This is a genomic window from Rhizobium sullae (assembly GCF_025200715.1).
GTDB classification, from domain to species: Bacteria; Pseudomonadota; Alphaproteobacteria; order Rhizobiales; family Rhizobiaceae; genus Rhizobium; species Rhizobium sullae.
The window spans coordinates 2,326,032-2,346,004 of sequence record NZ_CP104144.1 but is presented as its reverse complement, the minus strand read 5'-3'; the positions used below and the strand labels follow the sequence as shown (position 1 = coordinate 2,346,004).

Genomic DNA, 19,973 nt, shown 5'->3' with positions numbered 1-19,973 from the left:
AATGTTCTGATGAGGACCATTTTGGATGGGATTGTTTCGCACGGATCCGGATGCGGCGATAAGAGCCGCACCCGGACTGACTCATTAGGCCTCGACGAACGCCAGGAGATCGGCGTTCAGGACATCGGCATGGGTTGTCAGCATGCCGTGCGGATAACCCTTGTAGACTTTCAGAGTACCGTTCTGCACCAGCTTCACGGACAGCCTGCCCGCATTGTCGATCGGCACGACCTGGTCATCATCGCCGTGCATGACGAGGGTCGGAACGGTGATTGCCTTCAGGTCTTCCGTCTGGTCGGTCTCGGAGAAGGCCTTGATCCCATCGTAATGGGCCTTAGCGCTGCCCATCATGCCCTGCCGCCACCAATTCTGGATGACGCCCGGATAGACCTTAGCGTTGGGTCGGTTGAATCCGTAGAACGGACCGGTGGGAAAGTCGACGAAGAGTTGCGCGCGGTTTTCGGCAACGCCCTTGCGAATGCCGTCGAAGACGGCCATCGAAAGGCCGGCCGGATTTGTCTCGGTCTTCAGCATCAGCGGCGGAACGGCCGAGACCAGAACGGCCTTGGCGACGCGGCCGGAAGGCTGACCGAATTTTGCGACATAACGGGCGACTTCGCCGCCACCCGTCGAGTGCCCGATATGAACGGCGTTCTTCAGGTCGAGGGCTTCAACGAGAGCGAAGGCGTCGGCAGCATAGTGGTCCATGTCGTGACCGTCTGCGACTTGCGCGGAGCGTCCATGACCGCGTCGGTCGTGAGCGACGACGCGATAGCCCTTGGATAGGAAGAACAGCATCTGTGCGTCCCAATCATCCGACGAGAGCGGCCAGCCATGGTGGAAGACGATCGGCTGAGCATCCTTCGGACCCCAATCCTTATAGAAGATTTCGACGCCGTCCTTGGTGGTAATGTAGCCCATTGTATCGTCTCCTTTAATTGGCGTGGTGGTGGTGGAAGCAATGTTGGCCGCAAAGCCGAACGATGTGTGGAGCGCCATCGCCGCGGCGGCGGCAGCCCCAGAAAGCAATGCGCCGCGGCGCGTGATGGAAAGGAAGTTCTCACTCATTTTTCGCGTCCTACGATCCCTGTCTTTGTGCCCTCAGGCTGTGTTCGACTGTTAGCGAGATATTGCCGCCGAGAGGCAATGCCGACAATTGCACGAATAGTTTCGATTTGGTTGCGATTTTCGCAACAATGGAGGGTGCGGCCTGGCCGCCCTCTACTGGGCATTTTAAGCCGCGCTCGGCCGGTTGATTGCCAGGAAATGCCGGACGACAGGCTTGTCCGTTCCTGAGTGATAGGCAAGGACCTGACCTTGAAGATCGGCGTCGGCGTTCGATACCCGCTTGTGCTGCCGGAGATGTTCAGCCCAAGATTCCACCATGAACCATTCGACGATCTTTTGCGGATCGGCAGAGTCTTCCGTCACACCCCATCCATAGGCACCGTCACGCCGCCGCTCGTGGGACATTTTGTCCAGCGTATGCAGAAAGGCGGCGCGATGATGTTTTTCGACATTGTATTCGATTAGGATCAGGACCGGGCCCCGATCATGCGGGACCGGTTCTGCGACGAGCGGCTCGGGCCAGTGGTTTGATGGGACCAGATCGGCATCGCCTGACGGCAGCTTGATACGGTACATGATCAGCCCAGCCACGAGCAGTCCGCCCGCGCCGATCAGCAATGTGCCCGATACGCCGGCAACTTCGCCGACGGCACCCCAGCCGAGGCTACCCGCCGTCATCGCACCGTTGAAGACGGTCAGATAGACGGCAAGACCGCGCCCCCGCACCCAGTTCGGCAGGATTGCTTGCGCGGCGCCGTTGAGGGAGGTGAGGGCGGTGATCCATGCTGCACCGAGGAACAGAAGGATAACAACCGCCAGCCATTGCGGTGGAGCCAGCGACAGCGCCGCCATGACCAACGCCGTCACGAGCCCAGATCCGAGTAGTAGGCCGTCGGCATCGAGACGCTGCCGCAGCCGCGGCATGATGAGCGCACCGCCGATTGCACCTGCACCGACAGCGCCGAGAAGGATGCCGTAGAAGCTAGCGTCACCTCCCAGGAGTTGGCGCGCGACCAACGGAAGCAGCGCCCAGATAGCGCTGGCGAACGCAAAGAAGACCGTCGCTCGGAGCAGCACGACATGAAGCGTCGGGCTGGCGCGGGTGTAGCGCAGTCCTGCTCGGAAGGCGCCGAAAAACCCTTCCGACAACGCGTCGTTGGCATCCTTGGCGCGGGGCCACCAGATCAACGCCGCGATGACGAGGACGTACGTCGCAACGTCAGCGCCGTAGGTAACGGCGGCACCAAAAGCGGCAAGCAGCAAGCCACCGGCCGCAGGACCGATTGAGCGTGCAATATTGATGCCTAGCGAGTTCAGAGCGACGGCGCTCTTCACATCTTCACGACGCACGAGTTCGGGCACAACCGCCTGCCATGTCGGTCCCATGAGGGCCGCACCGATACCGCCCAAGAACGTCAAGCCAATCAGCGCGCTGACCGACAGCATGCCCAGATAGGACAATGCCATCAGCGTTATGCTGACGCTCGCCAGCAGAAGCTGAACGCAGATGAGGAACTTGCGCCGGTCGAGGATGTCCGAGAGAACGCCTGCCGGGATCGCCAGCAGGAAGATCGGCAGCGTGCCAGCAGCCTGAACCATGGCGACGGCCGCAGGGGCAGCGGAAAGATCCGTCATCAGCCAAGAGCTGGCAACGTCACGCATGAAACTTCCGGTGTTGCCTAGAACCGTGGCCGCCCAGAGCACTGCGAAAACGGGTTGACGGAGCGGTGCGAAGCTACCGGAGGATTTTGTGACGCTCATTTGCTCGCTCCCTTGGCAATGTCAATTGTTGCTACGATGACGAAGGCGCCGGCGAGGCCAAGATGTTCGAAGAAGGCATTGGTCGCCATCATGCGGTCCATCCCGGAAGGCATTTCCCAGAATCGGAGCGCAACGAGGGTTGCAAGTAACGTGAATCCCGTGAGAGCCAGCGCTCCGAGCCAACGCAGGAAGCCGGAAAGCACCATGGCGGAAGCCGCAAGCTCGAAGGCGATGACCGCGACCGCGAAGAACGCCGCCGGATGAAGGCCGAAATGCTCCATCTCGGCAATTGCACCGGAGAAGTGGAAGATCTTGGTCAGTGGCCCCTGGATGTAGGCCGCGCATAAGCCGAGTAGCGCGATGAAACGCGTCACCGGCGACGTGAGCAGTGAAACGACGCTGTTCCGGAGAGGGATGTCCGATGTCATGATCTTTTCCTCATACGGCCCAGCAGGAGCAACCGAGAGCACCGAAGAAGCCCTTCAGGTCAGCGATCGGCAGTTTCGAGGTCCATGCGCCGGCGTGGTCGTGGCCATGCACACCGCAGTCGCTGGCACAGCCGCATGTCGATATCGCCGTGCGGCGAAGCGAGCGCTTGCCGGCGCTTTCCGGGTCCCCCCAGGCGGCATAGCCGCCGAAAGCCCTAACAGGCGACCAATCTGGCATGGCGGGAGGCACATCGTTTTCGTCGAGCGCCTTGAAGTCGCCGGCACCGTAGACGATCTTGCCGCCGACCATGGTGAGGTCCGACGTCAAGAACGAAATCTCGTCTTCGGAGCAAGAAAAAAAGTCCTTGTCCGGCACGACGAGATCGGCGAACTGGCCCTTCTCGATGCGGCCCTTCTTGCCTTCCTCGTTGGAGAACCAAGCGACTTTTTCGGTCCACATCCTGAGCGCTGTTTCGCGGTCAAGGCAGTTGGCGCGGGGATAAAGCTGCATGCCGCTAACGGTCTTGCCGGTCACCATCCAGGAGAGCGAAACCCACGGATTGTAAGAGGCAACGCGGGTCGCATCCGTGCCGGCGGAGACGTTGATGCCCTTCTCGAGCATCCGCTTGATCGGCGGCGTGGCCTCTGCAACGCCGTGACCATAGCGCTCGACAAAGTACTCGCCCTGGTAGGCCATGCGATGCTGCGTCGCGATGCCACCACCAAGCGCTGCGATCCTATCGATTGAGTGCTCCGATATCGTTTCTGCATGGTCGAAGAACCAGTTCAGGCCTTCGAGCGGGATATCCTTGTTGACCTTCTCGAACACGTCGAGCGCTCGGCTGATGGTTTCGTCATAGGTGGCATGAAGGCGCCAGGGCCAACGGTTTTCGGCCAGCACCCGTACGACGTCTTCAAGTTCGCCTTCCATTTCCGGTGGCATGTCCGGGCGCGGCTGGCGGAAGTCTTCGAAATCCGCGGCGGAGAAGACCAGCATCTCGCCAGCGCCATTGTGGCGGAAGTAGTCGTTGCCCTGTTTGTATTTGACAGACTGCGTCCAGTTCAGGAAATCCTGTTTCTCTTCCTTCGGCTTCTGGGTGAACAGATTGTAGGCTAGGCGAACGGTAAGCTGATCTTCATCGGAGAGTTTCTGAATGACGGCATAGTCGTCCGGATAGTTCTGGAATCCGCCGCCGGCATCAATAACGCCGGTGATACCCAAGCGGTTCAGCTCGCGCATGAAATGCCGCGTGGAATTGACCTGATAGTCGAAAGGCAGTTTCGGCCCCTTGGCAAGCGTCGAATAGAGAATGCCCGCATTCGGCTTCGCCAGCAGCATGCCGGTTGGATTGCCGTTGGCGTCGCGGGTGATCTCGCCGCCCGGCGGGTTTGGCGTGTCCCTCGTGTAACCGACGGCGCGAAGGGCTGCCCCGTTCAACAGAGCGCGGTCGTAGAGGTGCAGCAGGAATACTGGGGTGTCAGGCGCGACCGCATTGATCTCGTCGATAGTCGGCAGGCGCTTCTCGGCGAACTGATGCTCGGTGAAGCCGCCGACGACACGAACCCATTGGGGGGCGGGCGTGATGGCGACCTGCCGCTTCAGCATGTCCATCGCATCGGCGAGCGAACGGACGCCGTCCCAGCGGAGCTCCATGTTGAAGTTGAGGCCGCCGCGCACGACGTGGGTATGGTTGTCGATCAGACCGGGAAGCACACGCTTACCCTTGAGGTCGACGATCTTCGTGTCCGGTCCGGCGAGCGCCATGATCTCGCTGTCGGTGCCCACCTCCATGAATAGACCGTCCTTGACGGCGATCGCGTTGGCGTTCGGATTTGCGCGATCAAGTGTCGTGATCAGTCCGTTGCGAAGAACGATGTCTGCGTTCATGGAAGCGGCTCCGGTGTTGATGGGATCGGCTGCGTTGACCGGCGAAACCAGGTTTGAAAAGGCGAGGCTCGTTGCTGCGCCCAGGAATGTGCGGCGCGTCGTCATCAGCTTTTCCCCGATGTCGGACCATCGCGGGGGGAGGTCACCTCCACCACGCTCAGACTGCCCTTCGGGAGGTGGCCGAACATGTGCGGCTTTACCTGATGAAGCCAGGAACGGGCAGCAGGCTCGCGAGCCCAGATGCTTTTTGCCAACGGCACGACCTGCTCGCCGACCAGGATCCCAAGCAAACCGATGAGAGCGACGACAGGCGGGGCGGGCGAACGGACATTGAGCAGGCTATAGATCACGCCCACCAGCAGGCCGACACCGAGTGACAGGAGATAGATTTTCATGGAGGAGACCCTTCGCTTTGGGGGAGCAATTCGCTCCGGCAGGTGCGGCGTCCTGCCGGAGCGATGCCGGGTTTACTTGGCCGGGTTGGGGCCGATGCGCTTGCCGTGGCTGACCCGCTCGGAGCCGCCGTGAACGTGGGTGACGGCATAATCGATGCCCATGCCGTAAGCACCGGAATGCTCCTTCACCAAAGAGGTAACCGCCTCGTAGGTTTCCTTGCGTGCCCAGTCGCGCTGCCATTCAAGCAGGACCTGCTGCCAGGTAACTGGAACGACACCTGCCTGAACCATGCGATCCATAGCGTATTTGTGTGCATCGACAGACGTGCCGCCGGAGGCGTCCGCGACCATGTAGATTTCATAATCGGTGTCGTTCATGCAAGAGAGCGCGAACGTCGTGTTGCAGACCTCGGTCCACAGACCAGCGACGACGATCTTCTTGCGACCGTTGGCGGCGTTCTTGGCAAGTGCATCGCGGACGTTCTGGTCGTCCCATGAGTTCATCGAGGTCCGCTCGAGGATGTCGTTCTCAGGAACGACGGCGAGCAGTTCAGGGTAGGTGTTGCCCGAGAAAGAGTCGGTCTCGACGGTCGTGATCGTGGTCGGGATGTTGAAGATCTTGGCTGCTTTGGCAAGGCCGACAACGTTGTTTTTCAAAGTCTGGCGGTCGATCGACTGGACACCAAAGGCCATCTGCGGCTGCTGATCGATGAAGATGATCTGGCTGTTCTGCGGGGTCAGGACCTGAAGCTTGTTAGACATCTCTTGTTTTCCTTCTAGTTGGATTGAAGATAGGCAATGGGGCAGGGATCGCTGCGCGTCTTGAACGTTGGGACGCTGGATTGTCGGAAAGCGACCTAGTTGGAACATTAGGCCGCAAGTGGCGTAAGCCCGGCCTCGATCTGGGCACGGTAAGGCTCGTAGCGGGCTGGCAACTTCAGAACCTCGCCAAGGTGCGCCGTGTCTTCGTCGCGGTTGAAACCGGGTTCGTTGGTAGCGATTTCAAACAGCACCCCGCCTGGGGCGCGGAAGTAGATCGCCCAGAAGTAGTCGCGGTCGATGACCGGGGTGACCTGGAAACCCGTATCCATCAGGGCCTTGCGGACTTCGAGCTGTTTTGCGCGGCTCTCAACGGCAAAGGCGATGTGGTGGACCGAACCCGCACCCTGCCTTGCAAAAGGCGTCCGGGGAAGCGCTTCTAGGTCGATCGTGTCGGCACCATTTCCACCCGGGATGATGAAGCGGGTTACGTCACCTTCGGTCTCGGCGCGCTGGTAGCCCATGAACCCAAGAAGCTCAGCGGTGCCAGACATGTCGTGGAGCCGAAACCGTGCCCCGGAGAGACCCCGGATGGCGACACTGTCCTCAATCCCCGCTCCATTCCAAGCCTTTCGGGCATCTTCGTCCGCTTCGATCAGGGCAAAACTTTCACCGTCCGGTCCGTTGAACCGCAGGCGGTCGGCACCGAAAGTGGTGTCGGTCTGAACATTGCTGACACCTTTTGATGTCAGGCGATCCTGCCAGAAGGAGAGCGAATCTTTCGGGACGGTAAACTGCGTCTCGCTGACTTCGCCAACGCCGGACCGGCCGCGCATCACGTCAGGAAATGGGAAGTAGGTCATGACGGTGCCGGGTGTTCCGGCTTCATCCCCGTAATAGAGGTGGTAAACGTTCGGGTCGTCGAAGTTCACGGTCTTCTTGACGCGGCGCAGGCCGAGGGTGTCTGTAAAGAACGTATTGTTCTGACGGGCATCCGAAGCCATGGATGTGATGTGATGCAGTCCCTTGATATCCTTGATCATGATGTCGTCTTTCCGTGGTTGTTCGCCTCGTGTGAATAGAAATCTATGCCAGTTGATCGCTTGCCGGAATTGCAATAATAGTTGTCAATGAATTGCGCAGGATGAAATAATAAATGAATGACTACAAGGCCCTTCGAACGTTTCTGCTGGCTGCCGAAAAACGGAATTTTGCACAAGTAGCACGCGAACTGGACATGACGCCGGCGGCGGTCACACGGGCGATCGCGGCCCTGGAGGGTGATCTCGGCGTTCAACTCTTCATTCGCACAACGCGGCAGGTGTCACTGACGACGGACGGCGCGATCTTTGCCGCACAGATACAGCCAGCCGTGAAGGTTCTCGAAGACGCGCGGAAGGACGTCATGAACACCCACAAGGCGGATCATGGCCGATTGCGGATCAGCGCGCCGACTTGGTTCGGCCAGCAAGTCTTGCCGCCGATCCTGTCGGCGTTCAGGGAGCGCTATCCGAAAATTAGCTTCGAGATTTCCTTGGCGGACGGTCTCGTAAACATCATCGACGACGATTACGATCTCGCTGTCCGCATCTCCGCCGCTCCGTCCGACAAGTTCACGATCTGGCGGAAGATCAGCGTCGTGCGCCGCATTCTCGTAGCTGCGCCAGGAAGCCGATTTGTGGGCATTGAACATCCGAACGAGCTGTCGCCGGATGATTGCCTCGCCTACAGCGGTGAGAGCAAACGAGAGAACTGGACATTGTCGGATGGCAGCGGCAGCGCGATCCTGTCTGCCGGCCGGGCGTTCAGTGCCAACAACGGAGAAGTACTTGCGAGCATGGCTGCCGATGGTACAGGCGTGGCCATGCTGCCGAAGTTCCACGTAGCGGAGCACCTGCGCACGGGGAGGCTGGTTCATGTCCTGCAAAATTGGTCGCCGCCAAACCTGTGGTTGACGTTATATTATCCGCCGTACCAGGCGCTGCCACCGCGCATTGCCTCGTTTTCGAAGTTCTTCGAACAACAGGTACCGGCGTTTATCACTGCAATGGAATAATCTTCGCAGACATAGAGTGGAAGCTGCTCGAGCTGATCGTCGCGTCGAGTTCCCACAGCCTGAATTATAATTCACCACATGAATTATATTGACATGCGCTACACCTTGCGTTTAGCTGTCCATACCGGACTTCGAGGAGGAAATCCGGTCATCACAGCGATCACCGGCGTCGGTTTGGCGCCCTTTGGGCTTTTGGGAGGGGCTTCGGCCTCGAGGAGGACACTTGCGCACTTTTCTCAGCACGACCGCGATGGCGGTCCTTACGGCAACGCTTTTTGCCGGTTCCGCGGCCGCCGAAACGGAAAACCCGTTCCGCTGTAAGCCGGGCGAAAAATACGTCATGAACGTCATGGTGTCGGGCGTGGAATACTGGTTTCCCGTCTATGAAATGTTCAAGCAGGCCGGCCGGCAGCTCGGCTGTGAGACGGAATATACCGGCACGCCGGAATATGACGTCAACAAGCAGATCGCCACCTTCGACCAAGCCTTGGCACAGAACCCGGCCGGCATTCTCGTGCATCCGATGAACTCCGATCCGTTCATCGAGCCGATCAACCGCGCGATCGACCAGGGCACGGCGGTCGCCACGTTTGCGGCCGACTCCCCGCTTTCCAAGCGCGTCTCCTTCATTACCTCGGACAACACCCGCGAAGGTACCTATGCCGCCGACGCGATCGCCGAGAAGATGGGCGGCAAGGGCGAATATGCGGTTCTCGAGAATCCGGGCCAGGACAACCATGACAAGCGCATCGTGGCCTTTATCGCCCGCATGGAAGAGAAGTGGCCGGACATGAAGCTCGTCGGTCGCGCGGCTTCCAATCAGGACCCGACCAAGGCCTATCAGGGGCTTTCGAGCCTTATTCAGGCCAATCCGAACCTCGGCGCGGTCTTCATGCCCGAAGCGAACTCGGCGATCGGCGCCGCGCAGGCAAACAAGGAAAGCGGCGGCAAGATCCTCGTCATGTGCGCGGATGTCAATGCCAACATCCTCGACATGATCAAGGCCGGTGAAGTCTTCGGCTCAATCAACCCCAACCAGGGCATGCAGGGCTATATGGGCTTCATGCTGCTGTGGTTCGCCAAGCATCCGGAACTGATAGACCCGATGAACGACGCCAAGCGCTCCGGCTTCAACCCGATGAGCATCCCGGTTGTCGATAACGGCCTGTCCATTGTGACGGCGGAAAATGCCGACGACTTCTACTGGGACAAGTACTTGAAGCGTCGTGGCACGAAGGGCATCGAGGAATAAGCTTCTAAGGATCGCCGTCCGCACCCTCGGTGCGGACGGTCGTGACGCGGGGAGGAAGACGATGGCGGAGCCGGTGCTCACCATTCATGGCGTGACCAAGCATTTCGGGGCGGTGACAGCGTTGACTGACGTCGATTTCACGCTGGAGCGCGGCGAAGTCCATGCGCTCTGCGGCGAGAACGGCGCCGGCAAATCGACGCTGATGAACATCATCGCCGGTGTGCTGCAGCCGACCGAAGGCGAAATTCGCGTGGACGGCAAGGTCGTGCGAATATCCTCCCCCGCCGCGGCCCAGTCGCTCGGCATCGGGCTCGTACACCAGGAAATCGCGCTCTGCCCGGATGCAACGGTGGCCGAAAACATGTTCATGGCGGCGACCAACCGCCGCAATGCTCCCTTCATGAACTATCGCGCCCTGGAGCGCGATGCACAGGCCGTCATGAACCGTCTTGCCGCCATCGACGTCCGCCGCAAGGTTGCGGACCTGCCGATTTCCAGCCAGCAACTCGTCGAGATCGCCAAGGCTCTGACGCTCGACTGCCGCGTGCTGATCCTGGACGAGCCTACCGCGGCGCTGACCGAAACCGAGGCGCGGCAGCTTTTTGCGATCATACGCGACCTTAAGGCGAACGGCATTTCGATCATCTATATTAGCCATCGCATGGCCGAGATTTTCAGCCTGTGCGACCGGGTTACCGTGTTCCGTGACGGGCGCTGCGTGTGTACCGGCCACATCGCCGACATCACGCCAGACGAGGTGGTGCGCCGCATGGTGGGGCGCGAGATCACGCAGCTCTATCCAGACAAGCTCGGTGCGGACGACGCGTCCGGGGAGACGATCCTGGAGGTCAACAATATCGGCGACGGCGAGCGTTTCCATGATGTGAGCTTTAACCTATGCAAGGGAGAGATCCTCGGAATCGGGGGCCTCATCGGCTCCGGTCGCACCGAAATCGCCGAAGGCATCTGCGGGCTCAGATCGCGCTCGGCGGGTGCGCTGCGCCTGCATGGCAAGGCGCAGCCGATCCGCGCCTATTCCGATGCCGTGAAGGCCGGCATCGTCTATCTCTCCGAAGACCGCAAGGGGTCGGGTGTGTTTTTAGAACTGTCCATCGCACAGAACATCTCCGTGCTGGACCTTAAGTCGTTGACCAATCCGATCGGCCTGCTGAACCGTCGTGCGGAAGCCGCACTGGCAGAGGATTTCGCGCGTCGGCTGTCGGTTCGCATGGGTGGCATTGAGGCGCCGGTCAAAGCGCTCTCCGGCGGCAATCAGCAGAAGGTCGCGCTTGCCAAGCAGCTTGCGGTGAAGCCGAAAGTCATCCTGATGGACGAACCGACGCGGGGCATCGATGTCGGCGCGAAAGCGGAAATTCACCGCCTGTTGCGCGAGCTTGCGCGGTCGGGCATCGGCATCATCGTCATCTCTTCCGAAATGCCGGAGCTCCTCGGGCTGTGCGACCGCGTGCTTGTCATCCGGGAGGGGCGCATCGCCGGCGAGCTCGGCCCCGACGAGATGACGGAGGAGGCCGTGATCCGCCTCGCTTCGGGGGTGGGAACGGCCAAGGCGGCGAGCCATGCCGCCTGAAGAAAAAGTGGGAGAGACGGGAATGACAATCGACACGTTGGCGACAGGCGCGCCGAAGACATCGTCCTTCAAACGCATCGGCACAATGCGCGAGGCAGGGCTGATCGCGATCATCCTCGCGCTCTGCGTGATCATGAGCTTTGCCTCGCCACACTTCCTGACACTTGGCAATTTCCGCGCCATGCTGATGAGTTTTTCCGTTGAAGGCATCGTCGTCGTAGGCATGACGATCCTGCTCATCGTCGGCGGCATCGACCTTGCGGTCGGCTCCGTCGTCTGCTTTGCGATGGTGCTCTCGGGCTCGCTCTTCCTCGCCGGGCTCGACCCGTGGACGGCCTCGCTCGTCGGCATCCTCGCAAGCAGCGCCATCGGTGGCATCATGGGCTTCTTTGTGACGGTCGTGGGTCTCAACCACTTCATCACATCGCTTGCGGCTATGGTGATCGTCCGTGGCCTCTGCCTCATCATCACAAAGGGTACGCCGCTCTCGCTCTTCACGCTGCCGGCGGGCTTCAAGGCGGTAGGGCAGGGCACTTTTTACGGCGTCCCCTACGTCATCCTGATCTTCGTCGCCGTCGTCATCCTATTCGATTTCCTGCTGCGCCGGGCCACTGCCTTCCGCAAAGTCTTCTATACGGGCAGCAACGAGAAGGCTGCGCTCTATTCAGGCATCAAGACCAATCAGGTGAAATTCTGGGTGACGGTTCTCTGCTCCACGCTCGCCGGGGTCGCAGGCGTCATCTACATGTCCCGCTTCGGTGCGGCGACCCCCACCTTCGGCGTCGGCATGGAACTCAACATCATCGCTGCCGCGGTCATCGGCGGCGCTTCGCTCAACGGCGGCTCGGGCACGATACTCGGTGCCATCCTCGGCATCGCGCTTCTCTCTGTCGTCACCAGTTCTCTGATCCTGCTCAATGTTTCAGTCTATTGGCAGGACATGATCAAGGGGTGCATTCTGCTCGCTGCCGTTTCGATCGACCATTTCCTGCACAAGCAGAAGGCTGCCTGACATGCCAATTGCCAAACTGAAACCCAAGATGACAGCACCGCGCGAGGAGATCGTCATCGCCCGCCAGATGCACCGGGCGCTCGTTCTGCACTTTATGGAGGGCCTGACGCAGGCCCAGATCGCCGGCCAGCTCGGTATCTCGCAAGCCACCGTCAACCGCCTCATCAAACGCGGCCGTCAGCTCGGCCTCGTCGAGATTAAGATCAAGTCCCCGGTCGAGCCGCTGGTCGACATGGAGGAGCGGCTTCTGGCACTCGGCGGCATCAGCCGCGCTATCGTGGTCCCGACCGTCTCCGGCAATCCGCAGACCGCGCTTCAGGCGGTCGGAGAGGCGGCGGCTCGCCTGCTGATGGAGGAGATCGGCGACGGCGACACGATCTGCATCACTGGCGGCAAAGGGGTGAGCGCCGTCGTCACCGGTCTGCAACCACCACGCCGTTTTGATGTCGAGGTCATTCCGGCAACTGGCTGCGTGCAGGGCAAGCACTATACCGACGTCAACCATGTTTCGACCCTGATGGCCGACCGGCTCGGGGGACGTTCCTACCAGATTCATGCGCCCCTCTTCGCTGACGATGCCGAGCAGCGGGCGATGCTGATCAACATGCGTTCGGTCGCCGACGTCTTCAAACGTGCGCGCGAGGCGAAGGTGGCGGTGGTCGGCATCGGCTCGATCCTGACGGACGACTCCAGCTATTACGACCTGCATCCTTCCTCCAGTACTGATCGGGTGGCGATCGAGCGCTCGGGCGCAAGCTGCGAACTGCTTGCCCACCTGCTTGATGACCAGGGCCGGGTCTGCGACTACAGCCTCAACCGCTCGCTGGTGTCGCTCACCCTGCCGGAGTTCGCCTCGATCCCGATGAAGATCGGCGTCGCCAGCGGCCCAAACAAGGCGGGCCCGATCCTCAGTGTCCTGCGCGGCAAGCATCTCGACACGCTTGTCACCGACGAGGCGACCGGGGCCCGCATTCTTGAAATTGTATCCGAGGGAGGGGTTTCGGCATGAGCGGCGAACAGCTGATCCGCGAGATCGGGCGCTCCGGCGTCAAGGCGTCGGCCGTGGGGCTCGGCACCTGGGCGATCGGCGGCTGGATGTGGGGCGGAACCGACGAGGCGCAGTCCGTTGCCGCCATCCAGGCCTCGCTCGACGCCGGCGTCACCCTCATTGACACGGCGCCCGCCTACGGGCTCGGCCGCGCGGAGGAAATCGTCGGCAAGGCGCTTGCCGGCCGGCGCGACAAGGCGGTGATCGCCACGAAATGCGGCCTCGTCTGGCATACGCAGAAGGGCAATCACTTCTTCGACCAGGACGGAAAGCCGGTTCACCGCTATCTCGGCCGGGACTCGATCGTCCATGAAGTGGAGGATAGCCTGCGCCGGCTCGGCACGGACCATATCGACCTTTATATTACTCATTGGCAGGACGCGACGACGCCCGTCGAGGAGACCGTCGCGGCGCTAGAGGAGTTGCAGCGGGCGGGCAAGATTCGCGCCATCGGCGCCAGCAACGTCAAGCGGTTCCAGCTTGAGCAGTACATAGCTTCTGGTTCGCTTGATGCGATCCAGGAGCGGTTCAGCATGATTGATCGCGAGATCGAGGCGGACCTGCTGCCGCTCACTCTTGCAGACGGAGTATCGACACTCAGCTATTCCTCGTTGGCGCTCGGGCTTCTTTCGGGCACCATTGGGCCGGACCGGATCTTCTCCGGCGACGACCAGCGCAAGGACAACCCGCGCTTTTCCGTCGCCAACCGGCAGAAGGTTCGCGATTTCTCCGAGGCGATCCGGCCCGTCGCGGAGCGTCACGGCGCGAGCATCGTCCAGACGGTGATCGCCTGGACGCTGGCGCAGCCAGGTGTGACCTTTGCCCTTTGCGGCGCGCGCAACCCGGCACAGGCACTCGACAACGCGCGGGCCGGCACGCTTCGGCTTTCTGCGGGAGATCTCGCTGCCATCGATTCCGCCCTATCGGCGAAGCTGACCAACATGGACGGGTAACGGATTGACAACATGAACCGTGAAGAGACATTGGACGGGCTTCGCCGGAGCCCGAGGGTGGACGTGTGCGTCCTCGGCGGCGGTATCAACGGTCTCAGCGTGTTCCGCGAGCTGGCGCTGCAGGGCGTCAACGTGCTCATCGTGGAAAAGGGCGACTATTGCTCCGGCGCCAGCGCCGCGCTCTCGCGCATGGTGCATGGCGGTCTGCGCTACCTGGAAAACGGCGAGTTCGACCTCGTGCGGGAATCGCTCGTCGAGCGCGACCGGCTGCTGCGCAACGCCCCTCACTATGTCGCCCCGCTCCCGACCACGGTGCCGATCTTCGATGTCTTTTCCGGTCTCGCCAACGGCATCGTGCGCTTTCTGGGGCTCACCCGCCGGCCTAGCCGCCGCGGCGCCGTCGCCATCAAGGCTGGACTGAGCATCTACGACTTCCTGACGCGCAAGCGTGCCCTGATGCCGCGCCATCAGTTTCGGGGACGCAGGAGCACGCTTTCGAAATGGCCGGCGCTCAACCCGGCGATCCGCAACTCCGCCACCTATTACGATGCCTGGGTGAGTCACCCGGAGCGCGTCGGCATCGAGCTCCTGCGCGATGGGCTCTCGGCCGGCCCGAATGCCGGCGCCTTGAACTATGCGACGATCGAACATGCTCCGGCTGGAGGATTTCTGCTGCACGACGGGGTCTCGGGCGAAACCTTGGCAATCAAGCCGGCACTGGTCATCAACGCGACCGGCGGTTGGATCGACATCGTCAATTATGCACTCTTTTCTGAAGCAGCTCGTCCCGCGCCGCTGATGGGCGGCACGAAGGGCTCGCACCTCATCATCGACAATGTGGGGCTGCGCGACATGCTCGACGGCCACATGATCTATTACGAGAATGACGACGGGCGCATCTGCATCCTCTTTCCCTATCTCGGAAAGGTCTTGGTCGGCTCGACAGATATCCGGGTGGACGATCCCGGCGACGTGCGCTGCGAGGCCGACGAGCGGGAATATATCCTGCAATCGCTCGCCTTCGTGTTGCCGGATGTCCGCATCCGCCCGGACGAGATTGTCTTCCAGTTCGCCGGCGTGCGCCCGCTGCCGGCAAGCAATGACAGCTTCACCGGCCGCATCCCGCGCGACCATTTCTGCACCGTTCTCGAAGGCCGCGACGGCGCGCCGCCAGTGCTCTGCATGATCGGCGGCAAGTGGACGACCTTCCGCTCCTTCGGCGAACTCGCCGCCGACGTGGCGTTGGAACGGCTTGGCAGGAGCCGCCGCGTCCATACAGCGGATCGCACCTTCGGCGGCGGACGGGCATTTCCGAACGACCGTAGCGGCTGGATCCGGGACCTGTCGGATTCGACAGGCCTTTCGCTCGATCGCGCCGCAACGCTTTTCGAGCGCTACGGCACAGATGCGCAGGACGTCGTCCGCTTCACCGCCGCGGGGCCGGACACCCTCTTGCCTCATGCCGGCTACAGCGCACGGGAACTCCTGCATCTCATCCGCACTGAGGCGGTCGAGCATCTGGATGACCTGCTCCTTCGACGCACAACACTCGCCATCACCGGTGAGCTTTCCCTCGAGATGGTCGAGGTCGCGCTCGACCTCCTCGCCGACGAAAAAGGCTGGCCACCGCAGTGCAAGGCCGAAGAGCGCACCCGTTTTCTCACCCTCATGCGCGAGCGCCACGGCGTCGCGGAGGCAGCCCTTTCCGCACGGAACACACAAAGGAGCGTACTATGCGAGACAACCGCAAGATCCGGATGAACCGGCTGTTCGGCAACGGCCGTTGCCTGGATGTGGCGATCGATCACGGCGTGTGCAACGAACCGTCGTTCCTCGACGGACTGGAGGACATGCCGGCTGTCGTAAAAGCGCTGGTCGATGCGAAACCTGATGCGATCCAGATGAACTACGGCCAAGCCGACCTGCTGCAGGACATTCCCGGCAAGGAGAAGCCGGCGCTCGTCATGCGCATCGACATGGGCAACCCCTATAACCGGATCCGCCATCGCGACATGTGGGCGGTGTTGCAGAACGAGGCGGAGCCGTTGATCGGCGCGTTGCAGATGGATGCCGTCTGCGTGGTGCTCAACCTCTTCATGCTGCCGGACGAGCCGGATCTGTTCCGCCAATGCGTGCAGAACATTTCTCGTGTGCGGGCAGACTGCGAAAAGTACGGCGTGCCGCTGATGATCGAGCCGCTTGTCATGCAGCCGGTCACTGAGCGCGGCGGCTACATGGTCGATGGCAATGCCGACAAGATCGTCACTCTGACACGGCTTGCCCGTGAGATGGGCGCGGACATCATCAAGGCGGACCCGACGACGAATATAGAGGAGTTCCACCGCGTGGTTGAGGCGGCGCGCTGCCCGGTTCTGGTGCGCGGCGGCGGCAAGGAAGACCTGCGCGCTGTGTTCGACAAGTCCGCGGCCTTGATGCGGCAGGGCGCGATGGGCATGGTCTATGGACGCAACATCTACCAACATGCCAATCCGAGCGCCGTGGTGCGCGGGCTCATGGCGATCGTGCACGAGGATGCGAGCGGCGAGGACGCCGTCGCGCTCTACCAGCAGCGCTGATGGCCTAACCGAACCTTGGGAGGGGTTTTGAATGGGAGACTATCTTTTAGGGATCGACGCGGGCAACACCGTGATCAAGGCGGTAATCTTCGACAGGAGGGGCCGGGAACTGGCTCATATGGGGGAAGAGGGCCACAGCCGCATGCCATACCCCGGCCATGTCGAGCGCAATCTCAGCGAGCTCTGGGCGAATGCCAAGCGTGTCATCCGCACCTGCCTGGACAAGGCGGGCATCGCGGCGACCGATATCGCCGCTATCGGGTGTGCCGGCCATGGCAACGGGCTTTATGCGCTCGACCGGGAGGGCGAACCGCTCCTCGGCATCCAGTCGCTCGACACGCGGGCGATAGGTCTCGTTGAGGAATGGGCGGCGGAAGGCGTGGGCGACCGGACCTATCCGATCGGCCGCCAGCGCCCGTGGCCCTCACAGACGCCAACGCTTCTTGCCTGGCTGAAGCGTCACAGGCCGGAGCTTTTCGAGCGCATCGGCACAGTGTTCCTTTCCAAGGATTTCGTCGTCAACCGTCTGACCGGCCGCCGCGTCAGCGAGGTGTCGGACATGTCCGGCGCCGGTCTGCTTGATCTCGCCGCCCGCCGCTACGACCAGACACTGATGGCTGCCTATGGGCTGGCCGACTGCATGGACCTGCTGCCGCCGCTCATCGAAAGCGCCGACATCGCCGGTACCGTGACGGAAGAGGTTGCTGCGGAAACCGGACTTGCAGCTGGCACCCCAGTCATCGGTGGGCTGTTCGACGTCGTCGCCTCAGCGCTCGGCTCGGGCGTTTCGCGCACTGGCAGCGCCTCGATCATCGCAGGGACGTGGAGCATCAATCAGGTGATCATCGACGGCCCCGTCCTCGATGGGCCGGTCTTCATGTCCTCGACTTTCGACCGCAGCCGTTACATGGCGATGGAGAACAGCGCGACCTCGGCCGCCAATCTGGAATGGCTGGTGCGGGAGTTCTTCGAGGGGGAACATCTGGATGGCATGTCGCCCTTCGACGCCTGCTGCGCTTTGGCGGCGGCGATCGAGCCGGCATCCGACGATCCGATCTATCATCCCTATCTCTACGGTGCCCAGCAGGACGGCCATGCGCGGGCCGGCTTTTATGGAGTTGCCGGCTGGCACGGCAAAGGGCATCTGGTCCGCGCGCTTCTGGAAGGCGTGGTCTTCGGGCATCGCCAGCATATCGAGGCGATCCGCAAGGCGGGTGCCAGCTTTGACGAGGCCGTGCTGTCGGGCGGCGGATCACGCAGCCGCCTCTGGCCGCAGATATTCGCCGATGTGCTGGGCATGCCGGTTTCCGTCGCTGTCTCGCGGGAAACGGGTGCACTGGGGGCGGCGATTGCGGCGGGAACGGGCGTCGGCCTCTTTGCAGATTTCACGGAAGGGGCAGATGCCATGGTGCAGGTCGACCGGCACTACAGGCCGAACGATGCGCTGGCGGCGCACTACAACAGGCGCTATGCGCTGTACAAGGATATTGCAGACGCGATGACCCCGCTCTGGCGGCGGCTTTCGGGCCACGTGGCGGGATCTGTGGCATGACTGTGCACAGCACTGAAATGCCCGTGGACGAAGGCAGCTACGATTTCATCGTCGTCGGTGCGGGCTCGGCCGGCTGCGTCCTGGCGAACCGCCTGTCGGCCGATCCGAGGAACCGGGTCCTGCTGCTCGAAGCAGGCGGCAGCGACCGCTACCACTGGGTCCATGTGCCGATCGGCTATCTCTATTGCATGGGCAATCCGCGCACCGACTGGATGATGAAGACGGCTGCGGAAGCCGGCCTCAACGGCCGCGCGCTGAACTATCCGCGCGGTAAGGTCCTCGGGGGCTGCTCGTCGATCAACGGCATGATCTACATGCGCGGACAGGCGGCCGACTACGACGGCTGGCGCCAGGCCGGTAACGAGGGCTGGGGCTGGGGCGACGTCCTGCCCTACTTCTTGAAGTCAGAAGATAACTATCGTGGCACGTCCGCGATGCACGGCGCCGGCGGCGAATGGCGCGTCGAGCGCCAACGACTCTCCTGGCCGATCCTCGATGCCTTTCGCGACGCGGCGGAAGAGCTCGGCATTCCGAAGACCGACGACTTCAACAACGGTGACAACGAGGGCTCCGGTTATTTCGAGGTCAACCAGCGCGGCGGCGTGCGCTGGAACACAACAAAAGCCTTCCTGCGGCCGGCAATGAAACGCAAGAATCTGCGCCTGCTCACTGGCGCCGAAACGGAGCGACTTGAATTCGACGGAAAGACGGTCACCGGCGTGCGTTTCCAGCATCGCGGGCGCCCCTGTGTCGCTCGTGCAGCCCGGGAGGTCGTGCTGTCGGCTGGCGCGATCAACTCGCCGAAAATCCTGGAGTTATCGGGCGTCGGCCGGCCGCAGGTGCTCTCCGCCATCGGCATTCCCGTCCACCACGATCTTCCGGGTGTCGGAGAGAACCTTCAGGACCATCTTCAGATACGCACCGTCTTCAAGATCGAAGGCGCGCGCACGCTGAACCAGCTGTATCACAGTTTCTTCAGCCGCGCCGGCATGGGTCTGCAATATGCCATCAGCCGGTCCGGACCGCTCTCCATGGCGCCGAGCCAACTCGGTATCTTTGCCAAGAGCGATCCGATGGTCTCGACGGCCGATCTCGAGTACCACGTCCAGCCGCTCAGCACCGACCGGCTTGGCGAGCCGCTCCATCGCTATCCGGCTGTCACGGTGTCCGTCTGCAATCTTCGGCCCGAAAGCCGCGGCACGGTGCATGTGACTACATGCGACGCGGCGTTGCCGCCGGAAATCCGCCCGAATTATCTCTCCACCGCCGGTGACCGGATGTTGGCGGCACGGTCCATCTGCCACGCCCGCACCCTTATGAAAACGAAGGCGCTTACGCGCTTCCGGCCGCAGGAAATGCTTCCCGGGCGGGAGCACGACGGCGAAGAGGATCTGATCCGCCGGGCCGGCGATATCGCGACGACCATTTTTCACCCGGTCGGCACGTGCAAGATGGGGAATGACATTTTGGCGGTGGTGGACCCGAAGCTGCGTGTGCAAGGGATCGGCAGGTTGCGTATTGTCGACGCCTCAATCATGCCGACGATTGTCTCCGGCAATACGAACTCACCGGTAATCATGATCGCGGAGAAGGCATCGGAAATCATTCTGAAGTAATTGCGAACATTAATCGGAAAT

At 61.7% G+C, this 19,973-nt stretch carries 17 protein-coding genes; 10 read left to right on the top strand and 7 right to left on the bottom strand.

From position 1 onward, the window contains the following. Nucleotides 1–84: 84 nt before the first annotated feature. From N2599_RS32085 to N2599_RS32055, 7 genes are all read right to left on the bottom strand, one after another. Nucleotides 85–921 (bottom strand): alpha/beta fold hydrolase, encoded by an 837-nt coding sequence (locus N2599_RS32085; protein WP_375714159.1) that lies wholly within the window; start codon nt 919–921, stop codon nt 85–87. A gap of 312 nt (nt 922–1,233) precedes the next feature. Continuing rightward, nucleotides 1,234–2,829, bottom strand: coding sequence for an MFS transporter (locus tag N2599_RS32080; RefSeq protein ID WP_027509070.1), 1,596 nt, complete (start codon nt 2,827–2,829; stop codon nt 1,234–1,236). Continuing rightward, nucleotides 2,826–3,257 (bottom strand): DoxX family protein, encoded by a 432-nt coding sequence (locus N2599_RS32075; RefSeq protein ID WP_027509071.1) that lies wholly within the window; start codon nt 3,255–3,257, stop codon nt 2,826–2,828. Before N2599_RS32075 ends, N2599_RS32080 begins: the two co-directional genes overlap by 4 nt. Before the next feature lie 10 nt (nt 3,258–3,267). Then, nucleotides 3,268–5,250 (bottom strand): amidohydrolase, encoded by a 1,983-nt coding sequence (locus tag N2599_RS32070; RefSeq protein WP_027509072.1) that lies wholly within the window; start codon nt 5,248–5,250, stop codon nt 3,268–3,270. Beyond that, on the bottom strand, nt 5,250–5,540 hold the full coding sequence (locus N2599_RS32065; RefSeq protein ID WP_027509073.1) for a XapX domain-containing protein: 291 nt from the start codon (nt 5,538–5,540) through the stop codon (nt 5,250–5,252). Before N2599_RS32065 ends, N2599_RS32070 begins: the two co-directional genes overlap by 1 nt. Before the next feature lie 72 nt (nt 5,541–5,612). Further along, on the bottom strand, nt 5,613–6,302 hold the full coding sequence (locus N2599_RS32060) for a hydrolase (RefSeq protein ID WP_027509074.1): 690 nt from the start codon (nt 6,300–6,302) through the stop codon (nt 5,613–5,615). A 107-nt stretch (nt 6,303–6,409) separates the two neighbouring features. Further along, nucleotides 6,410–7,342, bottom strand: coding sequence for a VOC family protein (locus tag N2599_RS32055; protein ID WP_027509075.1), 933 nt, complete (start codon nt 7,340–7,342; stop codon nt 6,410–6,412). Nucleotides 7,343–7,455: 113 nt separating this feature from the next. On the opposite strand from N2599_RS32055, the gene N2599_RS32050 reads away from it, so the two are divergent. The 10 genes from N2599_RS32050 (at nt 7,456) to N2599_RS32005 (ending at nt 19,952) form a co-directional block, all read left to right on the top strand. Continuing rightward, nucleotides 7,456–8,355, top strand: a complete 900-nt coding sequence (locus tag N2599_RS32050; protein WP_027509076.1) for a LysR family transcriptional regulator — start codon at nt 7,456–7,458, stop codon at nt 8,353–8,355. A 223-nt stretch (nt 8,356–8,578) separates the two neighbouring features. After that, nucleotides 8,579–9,607, top strand: a complete 1,029-nt coding sequence (locus N2599_RS32045; protein ID WP_027509077.1) for a substrate-binding domain-containing protein — start codon at nt 8,579–8,581, stop codon at nt 9,605–9,607. A 61-nt stretch (nt 9,608–9,668) separates the two neighbouring features. Further along, entirely contained in the window at nt 9,669–11,195 is a 1,527-nt protein-coding gene (locus N2599_RS32040; RefSeq protein WP_027509078.1) for a sugar ABC transporter ATP-binding protein, read from the top strand. A 22-nt stretch (nt 11,196–11,217) separates the two neighbouring features. Next, the gene (locus N2599_RS32035) at nt 11,218–12,207 is read left to right on the top strand and encodes an ABC transporter permease (RefSeq protein WP_027509079.1); all 990 of its coding nucleotides are present in this window, start codon (nt 11,218–11,220) and stop codon (nt 12,205–12,207) included. A 1-nt stretch (nt 12,208) separates the two neighbouring features. Then, complete coding sequence (locus N2599_RS32030) at nt 12,209–13,216, top strand: sugar-binding transcriptional regulator (RefSeq protein WP_027509080.1); 1,008 nt, start codon at nt 12,209–12,211, stop codon at nt 13,214–13,216. Next, nucleotides 13,213–14,208 carry an aldo/keto reductase gene (locus N2599_RS32025; RefSeq protein WP_027509081.1) on the top strand — a complete coding sequence of 332 codons (996 nt, stop codon included), beginning with the start codon at nt 13,213–13,215 and terminating at the stop codon, nt 14,206–14,208. Before N2599_RS32030 ends, N2599_RS32025 begins: the two co-directional genes overlap by 4 nt. 12 nt (nt 14,209–14,220) lie before the next feature. Next, nucleotides 14,221–15,969, top strand: a complete 1,749-nt coding sequence (locus tag N2599_RS32020) for a glycerol-3-phosphate dehydrogenase/oxidase (RefSeq protein ID WP_027509082.1) — start codon at nt 14,221–14,223, stop codon at nt 15,967–15,969. After that, nucleotides 15,942–16,784 (top strand): class I fructose-bisphosphate aldolase, encoded by an 843-nt coding sequence (locus N2599_RS32015; protein ID WP_037141379.1) that lies wholly within the window; start codon nt 15,942–15,944, stop codon nt 16,782–16,784. Before N2599_RS32020 ends, N2599_RS32015 begins: the two co-directional genes overlap by 28 nt. A 31-nt stretch (nt 16,785–16,815) precedes the next feature. Next, nucleotides 16,816–18,336: an FGGY-family carbohydrate kinase gene (locus N2599_RS32010; protein WP_027509084.1), complete on the top strand. Its 1,521-nt coding sequence runs from the start codon at nt 16,816–16,818 to the stop codon at nt 18,334–18,336. Continuing rightward, nucleotides 18,333–19,952, top strand: a complete 1,620-nt coding sequence (locus N2599_RS32005; protein ID WP_027509085.1) for a GMC family oxidoreductase — start codon at nt 18,333–18,335, stop codon at nt 19,950–19,952. The genes N2599_RS32010 and N2599_RS32005 overlap by 4 nt, the downstream gene beginning before the upstream one ends. Nucleotides 19,953–19,973 lie beyond the last annotated feature (21 nt).

What these genes read in the sequence shown, in the direction of transcription:
- N2599_RS32030 (WP_027509080.1), top strand. Translation starts at nt 12,209, where the DNA reads ATGCCAATTGCCAAACTGAAACCCAAGATGACAGCACCGCGCGAGGAG.
- N2599_RS32075 (WP_027509071.1), bottom strand. Translation starts at nt 3,257, where the DNA reads ATGACATCGGACATCCCTCTCCGGAACAGCGTCGTTTCACTGCTCACG.
- N2599_RS32060 (WP_027509074.1), bottom strand. Translation starts at nt 6,302, where the DNA reads ATGTCTAACAAGCTTCAGGTCCTGACCCCGCAGAACAGCCAGATCATC.
- N2599_RS32070 (WP_027509072.1), bottom strand. Translation starts at nt 5,250, where the DNA reads ATGACGACGCGCCGCACATTCCTGGGCGCAGCAACGAGCCTCGCCTTT.
- N2599_RS32005 (WP_027509085.1), top strand. Translation starts at nt 18,333, where the DNA reads ATGACTGTGCACAGCACTGAAATGCCCGTGGACGAAGGCAGCTACGAT.
- N2599_RS32085 (WP_375714159.1), bottom strand. Translation starts at nt 921, where the DNA reads ATGGGCTACATTACCACCAAGGACGGCGTCGAAATCTTCTATAAGGAT.
- N2599_RS32025 (WP_027509081.1), top strand. Translation starts at nt 13,213, where the DNA reads ATGAGCGGCGAACAGCTGATCCGCGAGATCGGGCGCTCCGGCGTCAAG.
- N2599_RS32055 (WP_027509075.1), bottom strand. Translation starts at nt 7,342, where the DNA reads ATGATCAAGGATATCAAGGGACTGCATCACATCACATCCATGGCTTCG.
- N2599_RS32080 (WP_027509070.1), bottom strand. Translation starts at nt 2,829, where the DNA reads ATGAGCGTCACAAAATCCTCCGGTAGCTTCGCACCGCTCCGTCAACCC.
- N2599_RS32015 (WP_037141379.1), top strand. Translation starts at nt 15,942, where the DNA reads ATGCGAGACAACCGCAAGATCCGGATGAACCGGCTGTTCGGCAACGGC.
- N2599_RS32040 (WP_027509078.1), top strand. Translation starts at nt 9,669, where the DNA reads ATGGCGGAGCCGGTGCTCACCATTCATGGCGTGACCAAGCATTTCGGG.
- N2599_RS32050 (WP_027509076.1), top strand. Translation starts at nt 7,456, where the DNA reads ATGAATGACTACAAGGCCCTTCGAACGTTTCTGCTGGCTGCCGAAAAA.
- N2599_RS32020 (WP_027509082.1), top strand. Translation starts at nt 14,221, where the DNA reads ATGAACCGTGAAGAGACATTGGACGGGCTTCGCCGGAGCCCGAGGGTG.
- N2599_RS32065 (WP_027509073.1), bottom strand. Translation starts at nt 5,540, where the DNA reads ATGAAAATCTATCTCCTGTCACTCGGTGTCGGCCTGCTGGTGGGCGTG.
- N2599_RS32010 (WP_027509084.1), top strand. Translation starts at nt 16,816, where the DNA reads ATGGGAGACTATCTTTTAGGGATCGACGCGGGCAACACCGTGATCAAG.
- N2599_RS32035 (WP_027509079.1), top strand. Translation starts at nt 11,218, where the DNA reads ATGACAATCGACACGTTGGCGACAGGCGCGCCGAAGACATCGTCCTTC.